Origin of the sequence: Allokutzneria albata, assembly GCF_900103775.1 — a bacterium.
GTDB lineage: Bacteria > Actinomycetota > Actinomycetes > Mycobacteriales > Pseudonocardiaceae > Allokutzneria > Allokutzneria albata.
Genome location: NZ_LT629701.1, coordinates 8,258,036 through 8,280,135, shown reverse-complemented (window position 1 = coordinate 8,280,135; position 22,100 = coordinate 8,258,036). Strand labels below are relative to the sequence as shown.

19 protein-coding genes are annotated in these 22,100 nt (G+C 69.2%); 12 read left to right on the top strand and 7 right to left on the bottom strand.

Going from position 1 to position 22,100, the window contains the following annotated elements; genetic code table 11:
• The first annotated feature begins 4 nt into the window (after nucleotides 1-4).
• The 3 genes from BLT28_RS38005 to BLT28_RS37995 are packed head-to-tail and all read left to right on the top strand — an operon-like array spanning nucleotide 5 to nucleotide 3,592.
• A complete protein-coding gene (locus tag BLT28_RS38005) occupies nucleotides 5-1,201 on the top strand; it encodes a CaiB/BaiF CoA transferase family protein (protein WP_043810822.1) in 1,197 nt (398 codons plus the stop codon).
• Nucleotides 1,195-2,370 (top strand): acyl-CoA dehydrogenase family protein, encoded by a 1,176-nt coding sequence (locus tag BLT28_RS38000; RefSeq protein WP_030428326.1) that lies wholly within the window; start codon nucleotides 1,195-1,197, stop codon nucleotides 2,368-2,370. Before BLT28_RS38005 ends, BLT28_RS38000 begins: the two co-directional genes overlap by 7 nt.
• A gap of 37 nt (nucleotides 2,371-2,407) precedes the next feature.
• Nucleotides 2,408-3,592: a zinc-dependent alcohol dehydrogenase gene (locus tag BLT28_RS37995; protein ID WP_030428327.1), complete on the top strand. Its 1,185-nt coding sequence runs from the start codon at nucleotides 2,408-2,410 to the stop codon at nucleotides 3,590-3,592.
• Nucleotides 3,593-3,778: 186 nt separating this feature from the next.
• Here the strand turns inward: BLT28_RS37995 and pcaDC are convergent, their stop codons facing one another.
• From pcaDC to BLT28_RS37970, 5 genes are read right to left on the bottom strand one after another with little or no spacing between them, the layout of a single operon-like run.
• Complete coding sequence (gene pcaDC / locus BLT28_RS37990; RefSeq protein WP_030428328.1) at nucleotides 3,779-4,861, bottom strand: bifunctional 3-oxoadipate enol-lactonase/4-carboxymuconolactone decarboxylase PcaDC; 1,083 nt, start codon at nucleotides 4,859-4,861, stop codon at nucleotides 3,779-3,781.
• Nucleotides 4,858-6,153 (bottom strand): class-II fumarase/aspartase family protein, encoded by a 1,296-nt coding sequence (locus BLT28_RS37985; RefSeq protein WP_030428329.1) that lies wholly within the window; start codon nucleotides 6,151-6,153, stop codon nucleotides 4,858-4,860. Before BLT28_RS37985 ends, pcaDC begins: the two co-directional genes overlap by 4 nt.
• Nucleotides 6,146-6,670 carry a protocatechuate 3,4-dioxygenase subunit alpha gene (gene pcaG, locus BLT28_RS37980; protein ID WP_030428330.1) on the bottom strand — a complete coding sequence of 175 codons (525 nt, stop codon included), beginning with the start codon at nucleotides 6,668-6,670 and terminating at the stop codon, nucleotides 6,146-6,148. The genes BLT28_RS37985 and pcaG overlap by 8 nt, the downstream gene beginning before the upstream one ends.
• Nucleotides 6,667-7,359 (bottom strand): protocatechuate 3,4-dioxygenase subunit beta, encoded by a 693-nt coding sequence (pcaH, locus tag BLT28_RS37975; protein WP_030428331.1) that lies wholly within the window; start codon nucleotides 7,357-7,359, stop codon nucleotides 6,667-6,669. Before pcaH ends, pcaG begins: the two co-directional genes overlap by 4 nt.
• Nucleotides 7,356-8,498 carry a 4-hydroxybenzoate 3-monooxygenase gene (locus BLT28_RS37970; protein WP_030428332.1) on the bottom strand — a complete coding sequence of 381 codons (1,143 nt, stop codon included), beginning with the start codon at nucleotides 8,496-8,498 and terminating at the stop codon, nucleotides 7,356-7,358. Before BLT28_RS37970 ends, pcaH begins: the two co-directional genes overlap by 4 nt.
• A 143-nt stretch (nucleotides 8,499-8,641) precedes the next feature.
• Between BLT28_RS37970 and BLT28_RS37965 the strand changes: the two genes are divergently transcribed.
• Nucleotides 8,642-9,832, top strand: coding sequence for a YncE family protein (locus BLT28_RS37965; RefSeq protein WP_052407061.1), 1,191 nt, complete (start codon nucleotides 8,642-8,644; stop codon nucleotides 9,830-9,832).
• 136 nt (nucleotides 9,833-9,968) lie between these two features.
• A complete protein-coding gene (locus BLT28_RS37960) occupies nucleotides 9,969-11,060 on the top strand; it encodes a J domain-containing protein (protein WP_030428334.1) in 1,092 nt (363 codons plus the stop codon).
• Here the strand turns inward: BLT28_RS37960 and BLT28_RS37955 are convergent.
• Nucleotides 11,057-12,712 carry a sialidase family protein gene (locus tag BLT28_RS37955; protein ID WP_231950550.1) on the bottom strand — a complete coding sequence of 552 codons (1,656 nt, stop codon included), beginning with the start codon at nucleotides 12,710-12,712 and terminating at the stop codon, nucleotides 11,057-11,059. The genes BLT28_RS37960 and BLT28_RS37955 overlap by 4 nt on opposite strands.
• A gap of 139 nt (nucleotides 12,713-12,851) precedes the next feature.
• Nucleotides 12,852-13,529: a FadR/GntR family transcriptional regulator gene (locus BLT28_RS37950; protein ID WP_030428335.1), complete on the bottom strand. Its 678-nt coding sequence runs from the start codon at nucleotides 13,527-13,529 to the stop codon at nucleotides 12,852-12,854.
• Between the two features lie 66 nt (nucleotides 13,530-13,595).
• Between BLT28_RS37950 and BLT28_RS37945 the strand changes: the two genes are divergently transcribed.
• Genes BLT28_RS37945 through BLT28_RS37915 form a run of 7 tightly spaced genes read left to right on the top strand, consistent with a single transcriptional unit; the run spans nucleotide 13,596 to nucleotide 22,098 of the window.
• A complete protein-coding gene (locus tag BLT28_RS37945) occupies nucleotides 13,596-15,053 on the top strand; it encodes an MFS transporter (protein WP_030428336.1) in 1,458 nt (485 codons plus the stop codon).
• Nucleotides 15,050-15,985: a dihydrodipicolinate synthase family protein gene (locus BLT28_RS37940; RefSeq protein ID WP_030428337.1), complete on the top strand. Its 936-nt coding sequence runs from the start codon at nucleotides 15,050-15,052 to the stop codon at nucleotides 15,983-15,985. The genes BLT28_RS37945 and BLT28_RS37940 overlap by 4 nt, the downstream gene beginning before the upstream one ends.
• Before the next feature lie 2 nt (nucleotides 15,986-15,987).
• Nucleotides 15,988-17,106 carry a sialidase family protein gene (locus BLT28_RS37935; RefSeq protein ID WP_030428338.1) on the top strand — a complete coding sequence of 373 codons (1,119 nt, stop codon included), beginning with the start codon at nucleotides 15,988-15,990 and terminating at the stop codon, nucleotides 17,104-17,106.
• Nucleotides 17,103-18,404: an ABC transporter substrate-binding protein gene (locus BLT28_RS37930; RefSeq protein WP_030428339.1), complete on the top strand. Its 1,302-nt coding sequence runs from the start codon at nucleotides 17,103-17,105 to the stop codon at nucleotides 18,402-18,404. Before BLT28_RS37935 ends, BLT28_RS37930 begins: the two co-directional genes overlap by 4 nt.
• Nucleotides 18,405-18,409: 5 nt before the next feature.
• Nucleotides 18,410-19,279 (top strand): carbohydrate ABC transporter permease, encoded by an 870-nt coding sequence (locus BLT28_RS41585; protein ID WP_030428340.1) that lies wholly within the window; start codon nucleotides 18,410-18,412, stop codon nucleotides 19,277-19,279.
• Nucleotides 19,276-20,112, top strand: a complete 837-nt coding sequence (locus BLT28_RS37920) for a carbohydrate ABC transporter permease (protein ID WP_030428341.1) — start codon at nucleotides 19,276-19,278, stop codon at nucleotides 20,110-20,112. Before BLT28_RS41585 ends, BLT28_RS37920 begins: the two co-directional genes overlap by 4 nt.
• 15 nt (nucleotides 20,113-20,127) lie before the next feature.
• Complete coding sequence (locus tag BLT28_RS37915; RefSeq protein WP_043810824.1) at nucleotides 20,128-22,098, top strand: beta-galactosidase; 1,971 nt, start codon at nucleotides 20,128-20,130, stop codon at nucleotides 22,096-22,098.
• Nucleotides 22,099-22,100: the final 2 nt, after the last annotated feature.

Genomic DNA, 22,100 nt, shown 5'->3' with positions numbered 1-22,100 from the left:
GGGCATGCGCGCTGCTGGACCGCTCTCCGGTGTCCGGGTCACCGACCTGTCGCGGGTGCTCGCCGGGCCGTACGCGACGATGCTGCTCGCCGACATGGGCGCCGACGTCATCAAGATCGAACAGCCGGGAACCGGCGACGAGACGCGCGCGTGGGGACCGCCGCACGCCGGCGGCGAGGCCGCGTACTACCTCGCGCTGAACCGGGGCAAGCGGAGCCTCGCCGTCGACCTGAAGGACCCCAGGACGCAGGAGCTGGTCCGCGAGCTGTGCGTGCGGTCGGACGTGGTGGTGCAGAACTTCCGGCCGGGCGTCGCCGACCGCCTCGGTCTCGGAGCCACCCGGCTGCGCGCGGCCAACCCGGCGCTGGTCTACTGCTCGGTCAGCGGGTTCGGCGCGCGGCGGGAACCGGCGGACCGCCCCGGCTTCGACGCGGTGATCCAGGCCGAGAGCGGCCTCATGTCGGTGACCGGCGACGAGCCGACCAAGGTCGGGGTGGCGATCACCGATGTCCTCGCGGCGCTGAACGCGGCGGTCGGCATCCTCGGCGCGTTGTACCGCAGGACGATGACCGGGCGCGGCGACCACGTGGAGGTCTCGCTGCTGGACTCGGCGTTGTCGGGCATGGTGAACCTGGCGCAGACGGCGATCGTCTCCGGCGAGGAGCCCGCGCGCCACGGCAACGCCCACCCCAGCATCGTTCCGTACCAGGCATTCCGCACGCGCGACGGGCAGATCATGGTCGCGGCGGGCAACGACACCCTGTTCCGCTCGCTGTGCGCGGCGTTGGACTTGCCCGCTCTGGCCGAAGACCCGCGCTACAGCAGCAATCGGTCCCGCGTCGCGCATCGCGACTCCCTGGTTCCGATCATCCAGAGCAGACTGTCCACTCAGGACAGCAAGTGGTGGGTCGACGTGCTGCTGGAGCGCGGGATTCCGGTCGGCGAGATCCGCGGTGTGCGAGATGCCCTGGCTGCGGCCGCGCGGGCCGGTGATCCAGCCACGTTCACCGTGCAGCATCCGACCGCGGGGCCGCTGGACCTCGTACGACCGGGATTCTCCGTGTCCGGGCAGTCGTTCGGGTCACCGCCGCCCTTGCTCGGCGAGCACAGCGCGGAGATCCTGACGGAGCTCGGCCTCTCCCCCGACCGCATCGCCGCCCTGTCCGGAGCCGGTCTCATCGGCACACAGGAGAAATCGTGAAAACGCCTGACGCACAGGACTTCCTCGACCTCGACGGTCAGCTCGACGACGCCGAGCGCGACATCGCCGCGACCGTCCGCGCGTTCGCCGCACGGCGACTGGCCCCGCACGTCGCCGACTGGTTCGACGCGGGCACCATTCCCGCTCCTCGTGAGCTGGCACAGGAGTTCGGCGCGCTCGGGGTGTTCGGCATGCACCTCTCCGGCTACGGCTGCGCCGACGCGGGTGACGTCGCCTACGGCCTCGCCTGCCGGGAGCTCGAAGCGGTCGACTCGGGCCTGCGCTCGTTCGTGTCGGTGCAGGGCTCGCTCGCGATGGGCGCGATCCACCGCTTCGGCTCCGAGGAGCAGAAGCAGGAGTGGCTGCCGGGCATGGCGACGGGCTCGGCGCTGGGCTGTTTCGGCCTGACGGAGCCGGATTCCGGCAGCGACCCGGGTTCCATGCGGACTCGCGCGCGACGCGACGGCTCGGACTGGGTCCTCGACGGCACGAAGATGTGGATCACCAACGGCTCCGTCGCCGACGTCGCGGTGATCTGGGCGCGGACCGACTCCGGTGTCCGCGGTTTCGTGGTGCCGACCTCCTCCCCCGGCTTCACCGCGCGTGAGATCCCGCGGAAGCTCTCGTTGCGCGCGTCGATCACCGCGTCGATCACCCTCGACGGCGTTCGCCTTCCCGCGACGGCGGCGTTGCCGGGCGCGGAAGGGCTCGGCGCTGCGCTGTCGTGCCTCAACGAAGCCCGTTTCGGCATCGTGTGGGGCGTGGTCGGCGCCGCCCGGTCGTGTTTCCTCGCGGCGTTGGACTACGCCAAGACCCGCGAGCAATTCGGACGCCCCATCGGGGCTTTCCAGCTCACCCAACGGAAACTGGCCGACATGGTGCTCGACGTGAACCACGCGGGCATGACGGCGTTGCGCATCGGCCGGTTGAAGGAGAGCGGCGCCTGCCACCACAGCCACATCAGCCTCGGCAAGCTCGGCAACGTCCGCGCCGCGCAACGGGTGGCGAGCGCGGCCAGGTCGATCCACGGGGCCAACGGGATCACGCTGGACTACCCGGTGCTGCGGCACATGCTGAACCTGGAGACGGTGGCCACCTACGAGGGGACGGAGGAGGTGCACGCGCTGAGCCTGGGCGCCGCTCTCACCGGCCACTCCGCGTTCCGCTGAAGCGTTTGCCCCGGTCGGGCGGTGGTATCCCGCTGCCATGAAGGCAGTGACGTGGCACGGAAAGCGCGATGTGCGGGTGGACACCGTCCCCGATCCGGAGATCCGCGAGCCGACGGACATCGTCGTCGAGATCACCTCGTCCGGCATCTGCGGCTCAGACCTGCACCTCTACGAGGTCATGGGCCCGTTCATGACGCCGGGCGACATCCTCGGGCACGAGCCCATGGGGCTGGTCGCCGAGGTCGGCGGCGCGGTCACCGAGGTGAAACCGGGTGATCGCGTCGTGGTGCCGTTCAACGTCTCCTGCGGCACCTGTTACATGTGTTCACAGGGGCTGCAGTCGCAGTGCGAGACCACACAGGTCCGCGAGCAGGGCATGGGCGCCGCCTTGTTCGGCTACACCAAGCTCTACGGCCAGGTCCCCGGTGGGCAGGCCGAGTACCTGCGGGTCCCGTTCGGCAACACCCTGCCGATCAAGGTCCCGCACGGACCACCGGACGGCCGGTTCGTCTACCTCTCCGACGTGCTGCCCACCGCGTGGCAGGCGGTGGAGTACGCGGCCGTGCCGAAGGGCGGATCCGTCGCGGTGCTGGGGCTCGGGCCGATCGGGGACATGTGCACCCGGATCGCTCGCCAGCGCGACGCCGGACAGGTGATCGGCGTCGACCTCGTTCCGGAGCGCCTGGAGCGCGCCCGCCGCAACGGTGTCGAGGTCTACGACCTGCGCGAGCACCACAAGGACCTGGCCGATCTGATCCGCGAGTCCACCGGTGGCCGCGGGCCGGACTCCGTGATCGACGCCGTCGGCATGGAGGCCCACGGCTCGCCGACCGCGAAGTTCGCGCAGCAGATGACCGGGCTCCTGCCGGACGCGCTGAGCCGCCCGCTGATGCAGAAGGCGGGCGTGGACCGGCTGGAGGCGCTGTACCTGGCCATCGACATCGTGCGCCGTGGCGGCACCATCTCGTTGTCCGGCGTCTACGGCGGTATGGCCGACCCGATGCCCATGCTGACGTTGTTCGACAAGCAGATCCAGCTCCGCATGGGCCAGGCCAACGTGCGCCGCTGGGTGGACGACATCATGCCGTTGCTCACCGAGGACGATCCGCTCGGCGTGGAGGGTTTCGCCAGCCACGAGGTTCCGCTCGACCAGGCACCGCAGGCTTACGAGGCGTTCCAGAAGAAGCAGGACAACGCCGTGAAGATTCTGTTGAAGCCTTAGCGGGAAAGCCCCAGAAAAAGAGACGAGGTGGCCGGACACGCCCCCAGGTCCTCTCCGGCCACCTCGTCCACCCCAGGTCACCGACCCTAACCAAGTCCTCGCCCAGAACAGATCACCGAGCGCCGAACGGCCATTCATTGAAGACAAGCGGTTAAGCAACAGAGTTCGGAAAAAGTACGTGCTCGGTCAGTCACTCCGCGCTACGCCACGAGCCACCAAGAATGCGGAATTGGCCGCGGGAACGCCCGCGTAGGCTCCGGTGTGCAGGATGACCTCGTCGATCTCCTCCGCGGTCAGCCCGTTGCGCAGCGCCGCGCGCACGTGCAGCGCCAGTTCGTCGTGGCACCGGAGCGCGGTCAGAATCGCCAGGGTGATGCAGCTTCGCGTCCTGCGGTCCAGTCCGGGGCGCGTCCAGATCGATCCCCAGACGGCTTCGGTGATGTAGGTCTGGAACGCCGAAGGCTCGGCCGCGTCCACGTGCGCGTCGCCGAGGACTTCACGGCGGACAGCTTCGCCCGCCGTCCGCCTGCTCCCGCCGAGGTGGTCGAGGATCAGCTCGGTGAACTCGGGCGCGCGTTCCGCCGGGCCGAGGTGTGCCGAGCCGGGGACGACCGCCAGCCGCGAGTTCGGAATGCCGGTCGCGATGCGCAGACCGTCCTCCGGCGGGGTCGCGCGATCGTGCTCCCCCGCGATCACCAGGGTAGGTGCGGTGATCTTGGGCAGCTCGGCGGCGACGTCCACGCCCTCGATCGCCGCGCAGCACGAGGCATACCCCCCGGCCGAGGTCCCCACGAACATCTCTCGCCAGAAATCGTCGGCAGGAGAGGTGAACCACCGGCTCAGGACCTCGTCCACAACGGCCGCGATCCCTTCACGGCGAACGGTTCCCGCACGCCGCGCCCATGCCTCCTTCGTGCCCGGCGTGATCGATGTGCAGCACAGCACGAGTCGATCGACGCGCTCCGGAGCTGTGGCCGCCAGCCACATCCCCACCATTCCGCCCAGTGACAGTCCGACGAAGTGCGCCCGGCAGACCTCGTACGCGTCCAGCAACTCCACGACGTCCGTGGCGAGCTCCGCGAGCGTGTACGGCCCTTCCGGTGCCGGAGAGCCACCGTGACCCCGGTGGTCGTAGCGCACCACGCGATATCCGGCTCGCACCAACGCTTTCGCTTGGTGATCCCACACGCGCAGATCGCTGCCCAGCGAGCTGCTGAGCACGACGACGGGCCCGTTGGCCGGGCCTTCGGACACGCTGTGCAGCCTCATGCGCTCGCCCTCCGCAACGCTCGCTCGACGAATTCCTTCGCGCTTCCCAGATAGTCGGTTCTCAGCAGCTCGTGCAGCCGCTCACGGCTGAGATGCGTTCCGACGACAGGATCACCGGCGAGCGCTTCCACCAGGTCGTCCCCGCTCACGCAGCACCGGGTCACAGCGTCGTACGCGCGCCGCCTGCCGACGACGGGCGTCAGCTCGGTCGCGATCCGCTCGACGAGGGCGTCTCCCGCGAGGTTCGCGCGCATCCGCAAAGGGTGGACGCGAAGGCGTTCGAGGCTCGTGCGCAACCAGTAGGCGGCAGAACCGCTGGTGCGCAACAGTTCCCGCAGAGGGCTCCACTCGGCGTGCCAGGCTCCGGCTGCGCGCTGGTGTTCCTGAACGCCCGCGTGCAGCAGTGTCGCGACCAAGCCGGGCGCTTGCATGGAGCAGCCGAGCGCGGCCACCGCGGCCACCGGATTGTTCTTGTGCGGCATCGTGGACGAGCTTCCCGAGCCCGGCGGACCCTCCTCAGTGACTTCACCGATCTCCGTCTGCGCCAAGAGGGTGATGTCGCGGGCGATGGTGCCGAGCACGCCGCACAACGCGCCGAGCGCCGCGGCGGGTTCCGCGATGCGCAAGCGAACGGTGTGCCAGGGCAGCACCGGTTCAGCGAGGTCGAGGCGGCGCGCGAGGGCAGCTGCGACCTCGACTCCGCCCTGCCCCAATGCCGCGAGGGTCCCGCTGGCGCCGCCGAACTGGAGCGCGGGCCGGATGGCTTCGAGGCGTTCGGCGGCTTCCACGAGCCCGATGAGCCATCCCGCCGCGGTGAACCCGAAGGTCACCGGAGTTGCTTGCCGGAGAAGCGTTCGTCCGGGCTGGACGGTGTCGACGTGCTCCCTCGCGAGGCCTGCGGCGATCTGCGCAGCCGCATGAACATCTTGCAGGACAACGGCTGTGGCATTCCTGATGACGATCATGGCGGCCGTGTCGACGACGTCCTGGCTGGTCGCTCCGAGGTGGACGTGCCCGTCGCCGACGCGGTCGCTGAGCGCCCGCACGAGCGGCGCCGCCGGGTTGCCCGCATGAACGGATGCCTTGGCCAGCTCGGCGGCGTCGTAGAACTCGGCGCGGCAGTGCTCGGCGATGCTGTTCGCGTGGGCTCGGTCGACCAAGCCGACATCGGCGAGAGCTGCCGCCAATGCGGCCTCGAAGTCGAGCATCGCCTGAATCCACGCGGTGTCCGAGAGCACTTCGCGCACGCTGCCCGCGGCCAGCACTCCGTCGAAGAGACCGGGTTCAGACATCGAAGAACACCGTCTCTCCTTCGCCCTGCAAGCGGATGTCGAAGCGGTAACCATCCTCGGTGGACTGTGCGACGAGAGTGCTCCGCCGATCCTGCACGACGGATACGAAGACCGGGTCGGACGAGTTGTCGAACTCGGGAAAGTAGATCCGCGTCACCACCCTGTGCAGCAGTCCCCGCGCGAACACCGAGACGTTGACGTGCGGAGCGGCTCCGGGCAGGACACCCGGGAGCAGCGTCAGCACCTCGTAGCGCCCGTCCACAGTGGTCGGACATCGGCCGAAGCCACGAAAGCCCGTGACCGCGCCACGTGGGTCGTCAGGATGGTCGAAGTGTCCGCTCGGGTCGGCTTGCCATGTCTCGACCAGGCCGTCGTTGACCGGCTCCCCGCAACCGTCGAGCAGGACCCCGCGAATCCAGATCGCTCCCGGAGTGCCTTGTGGAACAACGAAAACACCGTCCGGCCAAGGTAGTCCAATGTGGAGGAATGGACCGACCGTCTGCGATGGTGTGCTCATCGGTGCTCCGGGGTCTTGTCGCGCCCGCGGAGGACGATGTCGAACCCGAAGGCCAGTGCCCGGTCCGGCTCCGTGGAGGCCAGGTCGAAGCGGGAGACCATCAGCTTCCGCGCCCGCTCGTCGGGCACTGAGTTGAAGATCGGATCGTGCTCCAGGAGCGGATCGTCCGGGAAGTACATCTGCGTCACCAGCCGCTGGGTGAACGCCCGGCCGAACACCGAGAAGTGGATGTGCGCGGGCCGCCAGGCGTTGTGGTGATTGCGCCACGGGTACGCGCCGGGCTTGATCGTGAGGAAGCGGTAGCGGCCCTGCGAATCGGTGAGGGCTCGGCCCACCCCGTCGAACCCCGGATCGAGTGGAGCGGGCCAGCGGTCCCCGGTGTGCCGGTACCGCCCGGCGGCGTTGGCCTGCCAGATCTCCACGAGGGCGTCCGGCACCGCACGACCGTCCCCGTCGAGCACCCGGCCGTGCACGATCACCCTTTGCCCCAACGGTTCCCGTGAGGTCAGATCGCTGTCGGACCCGGTGATCCGGCCTGGCCCGAGCAGCGGCCCGGTGATCTCGGTCAGCCCGTGCGGCAGCAGCACGAGGCGTTCGCCGGGGTGGCGCAGCCGCGTCGAGCGGTAGCCAGGCGAGTCCAGCGGCGGGTGAGTGCCCTCGGGGTCCCTGCGGTAGCCGATCAGGTTCACGCGTCCTCCGAAATGCCGACGTAGTCCTGGGCGAGCGCGGTCGCCGCGGCTGCGGAGGAGGCGATCCGCCGCAGCCGGGCCAGGCTCAGGCGCTGCTCGAACGGGTCCGCCGAGCGGTGCAGCAACTCGGTCATCTCCGTGGAGAACCGCTCTGCCCGCCAAGCTCCACGTAGTCGTATGTCCGAATAGGACAGCGCGTCGCCCTCCTCGCCGTGCAGCAGCAGCGCGGTCAGCGCCCTCGACAGCAGCCGCACGTCGGCGACGGCGAGGTTCAGCCCCTTGGCGCCGGTCGGCGGCACGATGTGGGCGGCGTCCCCGGCGAGGAACAGCCTGCCGTGCCGCATCGGCTCGGCGACGTGTGCGCGCATCGCGGTGATTCCCTTCTCCACCACGGGCCCGGGCTCGCAGGGCGCGCCCAGCCGGGTGGCGAGCTCGTCCCAGATCCGTTCGTCCGGCCAGTCTTCGAGCCGTTCGCCCGGCTCGACCTGGAGGTACAAGCGGGTCAGCTCGGGCGAACGCATGCTGTGCAAGGCGAAGCCGCGCTCGTGGTGGGCGTAGACCAACTCGTCGTGCGCCGGGGCGGACTTCGCCAGGATTCCCAGCCAGGAATGGGGAAAAGTCCGCTCGAAGCGGGTCGCGGGAACGACGTTCCTGCTCACCCCGTGGAAGCCGTCGCATCCGGCGATCACGTCGCAGTGCAGGGTGCGACGGACGCCGTCCGTGTCGGTGAACGTGACGCTGGGGCGGTCGGTGGTGACGTCGTGCAGTGCGACATCGGAGACGCCGAAGCACGGCTCGGGCTCAGCTGCGTCGAGCAGATCGCGCACGACTTCCTGCTGCCCGTAGACGGTGATCGGTTTCCCGGTCAGCCCGGAGAGCGCGATGCGGTGCTCGGTGCCGTCGAAGCGCAACGAAAAGCCTTGGTGCTCAAGGCCGACGCGGTCCAGCCGAGTGCCGAGGCCCGCCTCCCGCAGAACCTCGACGGTGCCGGGTTCGAGCACCCCTGCCCTAATCCGGCCGAGCACGTGCTCCCGGTGCCTGGTCTCCAGCACCACGGCGTGCACGCCCTCCAGCCGGAGCAGGTGCGCGAGCAGCAGTCCGGCCGGGCCGGCGCCGACGATCACAACCTGAGTCCGCATGGCGTCCACCTTCGCGATCGCCCCACGCCGCGACAGCCGTGGTTTCCGGTGAGCGGAAGCCCACGTTCGGCCGATTCACCGCTTACTTAACTCGCCAGTAGCCTGTCTTCGCCGCCGCCATCGGCAGTCGAAGAGGACGACCTATGACGGGCACATTCCGGCTCTTCACCGCACTGACCGCGCTCGCGGCCCTGACGACGGCGGCCACCCCGGCCCAGGCCGAGTCGCTGCGTGACGTCGTGATCATCGGCAACAGCGCGGGCGGCACGGCGAGCTTCCTGGACGGCAGGACCTTCACCAACCTCGGCTCGGTCAACCTCATCCCGGACCTCCAGGAACGGCTGGCCGCGATGAACCCGATCGAGCGGGCCATCTACGAGATCGTCAAACAGCAGGCGGGCGGCGACAAGTTCGTCGACGACGCGCACCTGTCCCCCGACGGCCGCACCCTCTACGTGTCCAGGGGCAACCTCGGCGACGTGATCGCCTACGACCTGGCCGGGCGGCGGATCGCGTGGCGGGTCAAGCTCGACGGGCACAAGGCCGACCACGCGACGCTGTCCCCCGACGGCAGCCGCTTCGTGGTCTCGGCGATCACCGCGCAGAAGTCCCAGGTCATCGACACCGCGACCGGGACGGTGGTGAACTCGTTCCCGACCGGGACCTACCCGCACGAGAACATCTACTCCGCCAACGGCGAGCGGGTCTACAACGCCAGCATCGGCACGACGAGCCTTCCCAAGGCGCTCAACGGGTTGAAGGGGCTCAAGCAGCTGACCGTCGCGGACGCGCGGACATGGCAGGTGCTGCGGACCTACCAGTTCGAGTACGGCATCCGGCCCGCGGTGATCACCCCGGACGAGCGGACCATGTACGCGCAGCTGTCCTACCTCAACGGGTTCGTCGAGTACGACCTCGTCGCGGGGCGGATCGTGCGGACGGTGGAGATGCCGTTCAGCACCGGCGGGCAGGCGTTGACCCCCGACCAGTACCCGCAGAACTCCGCGCACCACGGCATGGCGATGTCCGGCGACGGCAGCAAGCTGTGCATGGCGGGCACGATCGACGACTACACCGCGATCGTGTCCCGGTCCGGCCTGACCACCGACGGGTTCCAGCACTACGCCCCGAAGTCCCTGCCGTACTGGGCGACGACCAGCGTCGACGGCAACCACTGCTTCGTGACGCTGAGCAACACCGACGAGGTCTCCGTGGTCGACTACCGGACCACCCGCGAGGTGGCCAGGGTCCCGGTCGGCGACTACCCCCAACGGGAACGGCTCGGCAGGCTCGCCGAAGGGGTGATCGGCGGTCTGTCCAGGGCCGCGGGCTGAAGGCGCGCCCGCGCCGCTCGCGGACGGTAGCGGCGGCGCGGGCACAACCCCAGGACGGCCCAGCGCCCGGACGGGGTGATCATCACCGAGAGCGACCACATAGGGTGTCCACGCAAGCACAGGAGGTAGGCGCAACGTGGGCGTGGTCGACTACTACGAGCTGCTCGGCGTGTCCAGGAACGCCACGGCCTCGGAGATCAAGACCGCGTACCGCACGCTGGCCAAGGTCATGCACCCCGACGCCGGGGGCACCGCGGGCACGTTCCGGCTGCTGCGCGAGGCCTACGAGGTGCTCGGCGACCCCGCCCAGCGCGCCAGCTACGACCGCGGCGGCGTCGCCCCGTCGGGTGGTGGAACGGCCACCAGGACCCGGCCGCGGCCGACCCGCAGGCGGGACTTCGGCACCGATCCGGACTTCGAGCCCGCCGCCGCGCTGCTCGATCCCGAGGACATCCCCTGGTGGGACCAGGTCGACCCGCGGGCCCGGGTCCGCTTCCTCCCGGTCACCAGTCCCGGGCACGCGCCCGCCGTATCGGCGCTGAGCGGCTTCACGCTGCTGCTGGCGCCCGCGCTCGTGCTGGACCTGTCCCCGTTGCTGTTCACCATGTGGCTGGTGACGGTGCTCGGCACGACCATGGCGATGCTCCGGCTGGCCCGTCGCTACGTCGCGTCCGGCCGGGCCGACCGCGACTTCGCCGCCCAGATCGGCGGGGACCGCGTGTTCGGCAAGCCCGGCGCGGACCGGGACCAGGTCGCCGAGCGGCTGACCGCTTCGCTGCTCCTCGACTACCTGACCCGGTTGCCCGGCGCGCGGATCTTCCACGGGCTCTCTCTGCCCGGTTCGGTCTTCGCCGACGTGGACCACGCGGTGCTGTGCGGCCGCCGCCTGGTGTTGATCGAGTCGAAGCTGTGGCTGCCGGGGCACTACGAGGCCGACGACGACGGTTCCTTGTGGCGCAACGGGAATCCGTTCCGCGGTGGCACCGTGACGCTGCCGCGCGCTGTTGCCGCCTTCCGCAGGCACCTGCCCGGCGTCGAGGTCCGCGGCGCGGTGCTGATCTACCCGAGCCGCACCGGCGAGGTGAGCACGGGCGAGCCGCCGGCGATCCCCGCGCCGCCGATGACCCCCGAGGATTTCGTCCACGACATCGGCGCCTGGCTGGCGGAGGACCCGTCGGCGGTCAACCGCAAGGCCCTCCGCGCAGTCCTGGACCGCGTCGTCTCCTAACCGCTCACCTTGTCGAAGGGCAGGTGGAGGGCGACGCCGCGCGGCAGGGATTCGTTGCTGACGCGCAGGCGGTAGAGCTCGTCGACGGACAGGGCGCGGCGGTAGAGGCGGACCTCGTCGATCTGGCCGTGGAAGCGCTGCGTGCCGTCGAGTCGCTGTCCGATGTGGACACCGCTGACGCCGAACTCGCGTCCTGCTGTTACAGAGCCGCCGGGAGCGGGGGTCGCCGCGACCTGGTAGCCGTCGACGCGCATCACGAACTCACCGGAAACCCGTTGCAGCGAAACGTGATGCCACTTGTCGTCGTTGTAGGCGCTCTTCGTGTAGAGGGTGACGTACCCTTCTTCGGCGCCCAGGAACGCGCGGAGCCGCTTCTCGTCGGGCTCGGCGCGGAGGTACACGGCGGGCGTCGGCCCCTCGCCCTGGCGGTATGCCCAGAGGATGGTGCGTGGACCGGTTCCAGGACCGTAGCGGAACCAGGCGGAGATGGTGAAGTCCGAAGCGCCGAGGTCGACCGCCGCCGAGTACGGGACTTCGACGAACTGGGAGCCGGTGAAGCCCAACGCGTTGCCGAACTGACCGTCCACGACGGACGCGGAGCCGCGGACGTACGCCTTGTTGGTGTGCGGCGAGCTGTCGGGCGTGGTGGGCCCGGGCCGGACCGGCCCGGGGATGCCGGGCGGAGTGCCGTTGGGCTTGGCCAGGTAGGACTCGGTGAAGCGGGCGAAGCGGATGGACTCGTAAGCGCTGGCCTTGCCGCCCTCGTAGAGCAGGCCGGTGTAGCCCGGACCGAGGACCACCATGTCGGAGTAGGCGGAGGGTCCCCAGTGGATGACCTTCCCGCGCTGCCACGTGTCCCAGGTCCGCCCGTTGTTGTGGCTCGACCGCACCGTCATCACCTCGCGCGAAGCCGGGTGCGCGGGCGCGGAGAACAGGATGCGGGAGCCGTGGCGGATCGTCGCGGCCTGGATGACCGGAGCCACCAGGCGCGGATCTGTCGCGAATGGACGGTCGAAGGTGAGGCCGCCGTCGGAGGACGTCGCGAAGGCGCGGTGTCCCTTGTCGGAGCCGTTCTGGTCGCGCGCCGCGATCAGGATGCGGCCGTCCGGCAGCTCGACCGGGCTCATCTCCTGGGGCTTCACCGTGTTCGCGAGCCGATCGTCGACGGCACCGACGCGCCAGTTGAGGCCGCCGTCATCGCTGAGCAGCAGATGTCCGCCCTGGAGCACGCTTTCGCGGCCCTCGTGGTTGCCACCGACGACCATGCGACCGCTGCTCAGCTGGATGCCGTGCGATGGACCCGTTGCGTACCAGTAGTCCCACTCCGGGCGCGTCGCCTGCGTGGCGATGTCCTTCGGGGCGGTCCAGGTGACGCCGTTGTCGTTGCTGTACTGGACGTAGGGCGTGCGCTTGTTGTCGTTGTCGCCGGGATTGTGCGTGCTGAGCAAGACGACCCGGCCCGTGTTGCGGTCCACCACCGGCGCAGGGTTGCCGATCGTGTCCGCGCCCATGTTCGCGACGAGCGCGACGGGGCCCCACGTCTTGCCGTTGTCGGTGGATCGGCGCACCACGATGTCGATGTCACCGTCGTCGCCGCAATCGTGAACACGACCCTCGGCGAAGGCGAGCAGCCCGCCGTCCTTCGCCTTCACGACCGCCGGGATGCGGAAGCAGCTGTAGCCCCGGTTCCCTTGGCGTACAGGGTTTGCTGGTCGAACTCCGGTGCCGCGGCGGCAGGGAGGGCACCTACCAAGAAAGACGCTAAGACCAAGGAAACCAGCTTCATTGCTGCTACTCCTTTTTGGCGATCCTCCCCATCAGGGTCGCCACTCGGTTCTCGATGTCCGCGAAGTGCTCGGTCATGGCGGCGCGGGCGGCGGCGGGGTCGCCGGTGCGCAGGGCGGCCACGATGTCGCCGTGGCCGTGGGTGATCTCGGAGACGGCCTTGCGGGGCGGCTCCAGCTCCGCTTCCAAGCGGTAGTACACGGTCCAGAACAACGCGATCAGCTGGAGCGCGAAGTCGTTGCCCACCGGGCGGTACAGCGCCTGGTGGAACCGTTCGTCGGCGTCGCGTTCCCCCGACTCCATCGCGGCGGTCAGCCCGTCCAGCTCGGCGAGGAACGCCTCGTCGGCCAGCGGGACGACCTTGCCGATGAGCTCGACCTCCAGGATCCGGCGGATCTCCACCAGGTCCGCCAGCACCGAGGCGTCCTTGCCGAGGGACTGGCGGGCCTGGAACAGCAGCCCCGGGGTGAACGCGGTCATCGGCGCGGCCCCGACGAAGGTGCCGTAGCCGTGCCGGATGTCCACGATCCCCAAGGTGTGCAAGGCGCGCAGCGCCTCGCGGACGGAGTTGCGGCTCGCGCCGAGCTCGTCCATCAGCGCCGGTTCGGTCGGCATCGACTCCCCCGGCGCCAGTCCGCGCTCCAGGATGAGATCGACGATGCGGTCTTGAAGTCGTGGTCCCACTGCCGCCCCCTTGCCAGCCGCCCGGCCGCCGCGTAGCTTCCCTGGACATCCTACGTCCTACGTTGGATGTTGACCAGGCCGGAGGCTCTGATGGCCCGTTGGTACTCGCAGCTCACCCGCAAGGACTGGAAGGCGTTCGCCGCCGCATGGCTCGGCTACGCGCTGGACGGCTTCGACTTCGTGCTCATGGGCCTCGTGCTGACCGAGGTCGCGGCTGAGTTCAGCCTGGACACCGTCACCGCGACGACCCTGGTGTCGGCCGCGTTCATCTCGCGCTGGTTCGGCGGCCTGGTGCTCGGCGCGATCGGCGATCGGCACGGCCGCAAGCACGCGATGGTGCTCAGCATCGTGCTGTACTCCGTCGGCACCTTCGCGTGCGGCCTGGCCTGGGGGTACTGGCCGTTGTTCGTCGCGCGGCTGATCGTCGGCATCGGCATGGCCGGGGAGTACAGCGCCAGCGCCACCTACGTCATCGAGAGCTGGCCGCGCGCGTTGCGCAACCGTGCCAGCGGCTTCCTGATCTCCGGTTTCTCGGTCGGAGGGGTCGCCGCGGCGCAGGCGTACCGCTTCATCGTCCCGGAGTTCGGCTGGCGCGCGCTGTTCCTGGTGGGGCTGCTGCCGATCCTGCTGGCGCTGTGGCTGCGGCGGAGTCTCCCGGAGGCCTCCGACTGGGAGCACTCCACCAAGGAACGGTCCTTCGTGGAAGTTCTGTACCAGGGCAGGCGCGCCGCGGCGAACATCGCGCTCACCGTCGTGGTCGGCCTGGCGTTGTTCGCCCTCTTCACTTCCGTGCCCGCAGGGCTGTTCTGGCCGTTGGTGATCGTCGCGGCCGCGGGACTGATCGTCTTCGCCGCGCAGTTCGCCGGGAAGCGCACACCCATGATGCTGACGCTGATGGTGGTGGTGTTCTGCGCGTTCCTGTACTCGTGGCCGATCCAGGCCTTGCTGCCGACCTACCTCAAGTCCGAGCTGGGCTACGACCCCGCGCAGGTCGCGGACGTGTTGTTCTTCGCGGGCTTCGGCACCATGTTCGGCTGCTGGCTGGCCGGGTTCGTCGGCGACTGGCTCGGCACCCGGCGCGCGTACAGCCTCACCCTGCTGGCCTCACTGCTGTTCGTGCTGCCGGTGTTCGCGCTCGGCGGGAACCAGTTGCTGCTGCTGGGAATCCTGCTGTTCTGCCAGCAGGCGCTCGCGCAGGGCATCTCCGGCATCCTGCCCAAGCTCGTCGCCGGGTACTTCGACACCCAGCAGCGAGCGGCGGGCCTCGGCTTCACCTACAACGTCGGCGCGCTCGGCGGCGCCGTCGCCCCGGTGCTCGGGGCGGCCATCGCCAAGCAGACCGGACTCGCGACCGCGCTGGGCGGACTCACCTTCGGGCTCACCCTCGCGGTGATCCTGCTCGTCGCGATCGACGCGCCCGCACGGGTGCAACGCCTGTTCCACAAGGACGACCTCGTGGTCGACCGCACGGTGGCCGCCGACCAGGTGGCACCGGAGCTTCGCAGCGAAACGGAGAAGCAATGACCAGCCTCCCCACGTCCGGCGTCATCCCGCCACTGTGCACTCCGTTGACCCCGGAGCGCGAGGTGGACCGGGAGTCGCTGGAACGCCTCACCCGCCGTCTGCTCGAAGCGGGTGTGCACGGGCTGTTCGTCACCGGCTCCACCGGGGAGGTCGGCTACCTCACCGACCAGGCGCGCACCCGCGCGCTGGAGATCGTGGCGGGGGTCGCGGCCGGGCAGGTTCCGGTGCTGGCCGGCGTGATCGACACCGCGACGCCGCGGGTGATCGAGCAGGCCGCGGCGGCGAAGGCGCACGGTGCGGACGTGCTCGTCGCGACGGCACCGTTCTACGTGCCGACCGACCCGACCGAGTTCCGCGGGCACTTCCGCGCGATCCGTGCGGCCGTCGACCTGCCGCTGGTCGCCTACGACATCCCCGGTTCGGTGCACAGCAAGCTGCACGCGGAGGTCGTCGCCGACCTCGCCGCCGAGGGTGTGCTGGACGGGCTCAAGGACAGCAGCGGTGACCTCAACGGCCTGCACGCCGTGCTGGACCTGGTGCGGGGCACGGGTTTCCCGGTGTTCTCCGGTTCGGAGACGCTGGCCGACGTCAGCCTGCGGTGCGGCGCGAGCGGTCTCGTGCCGGGCATCGGCAACGTCGACCCGCACGGCTACGTGCGGCTCTACAACGCGGCCCGCCGTGGCGAATGGGATGTGGCGCAACGGGAACAGGACCGGCTGCGCAGGCTGTTCAAGCTCGCCGCGGTCGGCGACCGCTCGCGCATGGGCGGCTACTCGTCGGCGATCGGTGCGTTCAAGGAGGCGCTGGTCGCGCTCGGCGTGATCGACAACGGCACCACCAGCCTCCCGATGATCCAGCTCAACGACAGCGAGCGCGCCGCCGTGCGCACCTATCTCGTGGAAGCCGCCCTGCTCCCCAACGGTGAGGAGTGATCATGAAGCTCGCCCTGATCTCCGTCGTCCTCTTAGGACTCGCGCCGGCCCCCGCCGAGACGGCGGTCTTCCAGTCCGGAACCGAGGGCTACCACACGTTCCGCATCCCGGCGATCATCAAGGCGCGCGACGGCGCCCTGCTGGCCTTCGCCGAAGCACGGAAAGCAAGCGCGAGCGACACCGGTGACATCGACCTCGTCGTGAAGCGCTCGGTCAACGGCGGCAAGACCTGGGGCAAGCTCCAGGTGGTCGGTGACAACGGCCCCAACACCTTCGGCAACCCCGCACCGGTCGTGGATCGACGCACGGGCCGGATCGTGTTGCTGAGCACGCACAACGCGGGTCACGTGCACGAGTCGGAGATCCGCAAGGGCACGGTGAAGCCCGAGGAGAGCCGCCGCGTTTTCGTGCAGCACAGCGACGACAACGGCCGGACGTGGAGCAAGGCGCGCGACATCACCCCGCAGACGAAGCAGACTGATTGGCGTTGGTACGCAACGGGTCCCGGGCACGCGATCAGTCTGCGCAGCGGCCGGCTCGTCGTCCCGGCGAACCACTCCTCCGCTCCACCGAGCGGGAGCAGCGACCTGGGGACCGAGCCGAAGTACTACGACGCGCACCTGCTGTACAGCGACGACGGCGGGCGGAACTGGCACATCGGCGCGAAGGACATCAACCACGACGGCGTGGTGAACGGCAACGAGAGCACCGCCGCCGAACTGCCGGACGGGCGGGTGTACGTCAACACCCGGGACCAGCACGGAACCTCGGACGGATCGCGCGCGGTGGCCTACAGCAATGACGGCGGCCGTAGCTTCACCGCGCCGTTCACACCGGCGCCCGCGCTCGTCGCACCCGTTGTCCAGGGCTCCGTTCTGCAAGTGCGCAAAGGCCCTTTGCTCTTCTCCGCTCCTGGAAACCCCACAGCCAGGGAGAAGATGACCGTGCGCGCGAGCACCGACGGCGGGAAGACCTGGCCGAAGTCCGTGGAGATCTCACCGGACAAGGCTGCTTACTCCGACCTCGTGCAGGTCGATGAGGACCGTGTCGGGCTGCTCTACGAGGCGGGTCCGTACGAGCGGATCATCTTCCACACCATAGGGATGGGGAGCCTGGGATGACCGGATTCCCGCGTCGCTCAGCGTTGCGCGGCGCCCTGGCACTCGGTCTGCTCGCCGGCTGTTCGAAACCCGGCGGGCCCGCGCGGCGCACGCCAGGGCCAGGTCCGGCTCGATTGACGTTCTGGGCCTGGGTTCCGGGGATCGAGAAGTGCGTGGCGCTGTGGAACTCCGAGAACCCCGATGTCCAGGTCACCCTCGTCCGCATCCCGGCGGCGCGCAGCGGTGGCTACTCGAAGTTCTACTCCTCGCTCGAAGCCGGGCAGCAGCCCGATCTGATGCAGGCGGAGTTCTCCGAGATGCCCGCCATGATGATGTACGGCGGCCTCGAAGACCTGACGCAGCACGGTGTCGAGCAGTACCGCTCGCTGTTCGTGGACTGGATCTGGCAGCAGGGCGCGTACGGCGGTGGCGTCTACGCGATCCCGCAGGCCTCGGGTCCCGTCGCGATGTACTACCGGCGGGATCTGTTCGACAAGTGGGGCATCGCTGCGCCGAAGACGTGGTCGGAGTACGCGAAGACCGCGGAGCTGGTGCGCTCGCACGACGCCTACCTCGGCACGTTCCCGCCGAACAACGGGCAGTACCAGGCGGCTTTGGCGTGGCAGGCGGGCGGGCGCTGGTTCGGCACGAAGGACCAGCGGTGGACGGTGGACATCGACAGCGAGCCGACCCGCCGGGTGCTGGACTTCTGGGAACCGTTGGTGCGCGAGCGCCTGGTGAAGACGATCCCGGACAGCGGAACCGCCTGGTACAAGGACCTCGCCGACGGCAACAGCGTCACGTGGATCGGCGCGCACTGGGCCGATGGCGTGCTGCGGGGCGGTGTTCCGAACGGCACCGGCAAGTGGGCCGTCGCGCCCATGCCGCAGTGGGGCGGGCCGTTCGTCGCGTCGAACCTCGGCGGCTCAAGCACCTGCGTCGTCAGGGGGACGGCTTATCCCAAGGAGGCCATGCGGTTCGCGGTGTGGCTCAACACGAATCCGCGCAGTATTGCGTTGTTGCTCGCGGGTGGCTACGGATGGCCCGCGTTGCGGAACACCGACTCCATTCCGGAGCTTCACGCGCCGAGCCCGTACTACGGCGGCCAGTCGATCGCGAAGGTCTTCGGCGAGGCGAACGCGGCCGTTGACACAGCGTGGAAATGGGCACCGATCACGACGCAAGCCGTGCAGGTCCTCACCGATCAGCTCGGCCAGGCGGTCAACGGGGCGTTCCGCCTGCGGGACGCACTGCCCACGACGCAGCGCAGAACCGTTCGGGCGATGGAGAAGAAGGGGCTTCCGCTGAGCGCGGGGTGAAGACCATGAGACAGAAGCTTTCCATCGCCGGATTCCTCGCACCGTTCCTGGTGCTGTTCTCCGCCTTCTTCCTGCTGCCGATCGGGTACTCGGTCTACCGCAGCCTCACGGTGGTCGAGCGGACCGGGCCGCTGGGGCTCGGCGGCGCGGAACAGGTCTTCGGCGGGCTGAGGAACTACGTGTGGGCCTTGCAGGAGCCGGGATTCCTCGCCGGGATCGGCCGCATCCTGTTCTTCGGCGTCGTGCAGGTGCCGGTGATGATCGCGGGCGCGACGCTGCTCGCGCTGCTGCTCGACTCGGCTTCCGCGCGGTGGAAGGGATTCTTCCGCGCCACGTACTTCCTGCCGTACGGCATTCCCGGCGTGCTCGCGTCGATCCTCTGGGGCTTCCTCTACATGCCGGGGGTGAGCCCGTTCTCCGGACTGCTCGGCGTGGAGATCGACTTCCTCGGCCAGGACAACGTGCTGTGGTCGATCGCGAACATCGTCACGTGGTCCTTCGCCGGCTACAACATGCTCGTCATCACCGCGCAGCTCAACGCGATCGACCCGAGCCTGTACGAGTCGGCGCGGATGGACGGCGCGAACGCCTGGCAGGTCGCCTGGTACGTGAAGCTGCCGCTGATCCGGCCCGCTCTCGTGCTCACCACGGTGTTCAGCATCATCGGCACGCTTCAGCTGTTCGCCGAACCCGTGGTGCTGAAGGAACTCTCGACCGCGATCGACGTCCGCTACACCCCGAACCTCAGCGCGTACTCCGAAGCGTTCGTGAACAACGACTACGGCCTGGCCGCCGCACAGGCCGTGCTGCTGGCGCTGACCGCGTTCGTGCTGTCCTTCGGCTTCCTCAAGCTCGTCGGCAGGAGGGAACCGTGAAGGCGACCACGAAGATCACCGTCACCGCGTTGCTGTGCGTCGCGGCGCTGTACTTCCTGATCCCGGTGTACTGGCTGGTGATCGCCGCGACCAAGTCGACCGGTGATCTCTACGGCTCCTCCGGCTGGTGGCTGTTCAACCCGCAGCTGTTCGAGAACCTGAAGCAGGTCTTCACCTACAACGACGGGATCTTCCTGCGCTGGGTGGGAAACACCCTGCTCTACGCGGGGATCGGCGCAACACTGTCCACATGGGTCGCCGCCGCGTGCGGCTACGCGCTGGCGAAGTTCCGCTTCCGTGGCAGGGAAACCGTGTTCAACCTGGTGCTCGGCGGAGTGCTCGTGCCGTTCACCGCGCTGGCCCTGCCGCTGTACTTGCTGTTCAGCCAGCTGGGTTTGTCCAACACGGTGTTCGCGGTGCTGTTGCCGTGCTTGGTGAGCCCGTTCGGCGTGTACCTGTGCCGCATCTACGCCGACGCCGCCGTGCCCGATGAGCTGCTGGAGGCCGGTCGATTGGACGGTGCGGGTGAGGCGCGCATCTTCCACACCGTGGTGCTGCGGATGATGGCGCCCGCACTGGTGACCACGTTCCTGTTCGAGTTCGTCGGCATCTGGAACAACTACTTCCTGCCGTTGGTGATGCTGTCGGACACCAAGCTCTACCCGCTCACGCTCGGTCTGTCCCTCTGGCAGTCCACAGCGGACAGAGAGCCGGTGCTCACCCAGCTCACCATCGGTGGCGCGTTGGTGTCCGTGGTGCCACTGATGATCGCGATGGTCTTCCTGCAACGGTTCTGGCGTGGCGGCCTGACCCAGGGCAGCGTCAAGGGATGAGAAAGCGAGTCTGTTGTGACCCTCCCGATGGGACAGATCGCCTTCGGCGGTGACTACAACCCGGAGCAGTGGCCGCGCGAGGTGTGGGCCGAGGACATGCGCCTGATGCGCGGCGCGTCCGTGTCCATGGTCTCGGTCGGCATCTTCTCGTGGGCCCTGGTGGAGCCGCGCGACGGCGAGTACGACTTCGGCTGGTTCGACGAGGTGATGGACAACCTGTCCCGCAACGGGATCGCGGCGTCACTGGCGACCATGACCGCTTCTCCCCCGCCGTGGCTGACCCGCAAGTACCCGGAGATCCTGCCGGTGCTGGCCGACGGGACGCGGATGTGGCCGGGTGGGCGACAGGCGTACTGCCCGTCCAGCCCGGCCTTCCGCGCCCACGCGACGCGGCTCGTCCGGCTGATCGCCGAGCGCTACCGCGACCACCCCGCGCTTGCCCTGTGGCACATCGGGAACGAGTACGGCTGCGACACACCCGCCTGCTACTGCGACCTCTCCGCCGAGGCGTTCCGCACGTGGCTGCGCGCCCGCTACACCACGGTGGACGCGCTGAACGAGGCGTGGTCGACGAAGTTCTGGTCGCAGCGCTACGACGACTTCGCCGAGGTGCTGCCGCCGCGGACCGTGCCCGCCTTCAACAACCCCAGCCAGCAACTGGACTTCGCGCGCTTCTCCTCCGACGAGATCCTGGGCTGCCTGCTCGCGGAGAAGGCGGTGATCCGGGAGCTGACCCCGAACGTCCCGATCACCACGAACTTCGCCGGCTACTCGCACGCGCTCGATCTGCGGCGGTGGGCCGAGGAGCTGGACGTGGTCAGCTTCGACTCCTACCCCGAGCCCTTCGACCCACGGGCGCACGTCGAGGCCGGGCTGACCTACGACGTCTACCGCGGTGCGCGTGGTGGTCAGCCCTGGTTGCTGATGGAGCAGGCGCCGAGCGCGGTGAACTGGCGGGAGCGCAACGCCGCCAAGGAACCCGGGCAGATGCGGCTGTGGAGCTGGCAGGCGGTGGCCCAGGGCGCCGACGCGATCATGTACTTCCAGTGGCGGCAGTCCCGGGGCGGAGCCGAGAAGTTCCACTCCGCGATGGTCCCGCACGCCGGGCCGGACACCGACCAGCACCGCGATATCGTGGCACTCGGCGCGGAGCTGGCCTCGGTGCCGGAGATCGTGGGGTCACGGCCGGACAACGATGTCGCGGTGGTCCTGGACTGGGCGAGCTGGCGAGCGTTGGAACTCGACGCCCATCCATCAAGCGATGTACAGCAACTGGATGCATTGCTGGCGCACTACGCCCCGCTCTTCACCGCCAACATCGCCTGCGATGTGGTGAGCCCGGCCGACGACCTCAGCAGCTACCGGCTCGTGGTGGTGCCGAACCTGTACCTCGTCAGCGCGACCGACGCCGAGCGACTGACGGACTACGTCCGCGGGGGCGGTCACCTGCTGATGTCGTTCTTCTCCGGCATCGTCGACGAGTCAGACCGCGTGCACCTCGGTGGCTATCCCGCGCCGTTCCGCGACGTCCTCGGCCTGCGGGTGGACGAGTTCCGGCCGCTGGACGCGGGCCAGGTGCTGCCCGTGGAGCTGGTGGGGCAGACCGGCGGCGCCACGCTGTGGTCGGAGCGGATCACCTTGGAGGGCGCGGAGGTCCAGGGGCGCTTCACCGACGGGAGCCCGGCGCTGACCAGGTCGGAGTTCGGTGACGGCGTCGCGTGGTACCTCGCGACGCGGCCCGATCCCGAGCTGCTGCAAACGCTTTCCGAGCACGTGGCGGCGCGCGCGGGCGTCGAACCGGTGCTCACCGGGCTCCCGAAGGGCGTGCAGGCGGCCCGGCGCGGCGACTTCCTGTTCCTGCTCAACCACAATCCTCGTCCGTCCACTGTGGACCTCGACCGGCCGATGACCGACCTGCTCTCCCCCGGGAGCGCCCCGGCCGAGCACGTCGAGCTCGTTGCGAGGGGTGTGGCCGTGCTGCGATAGTC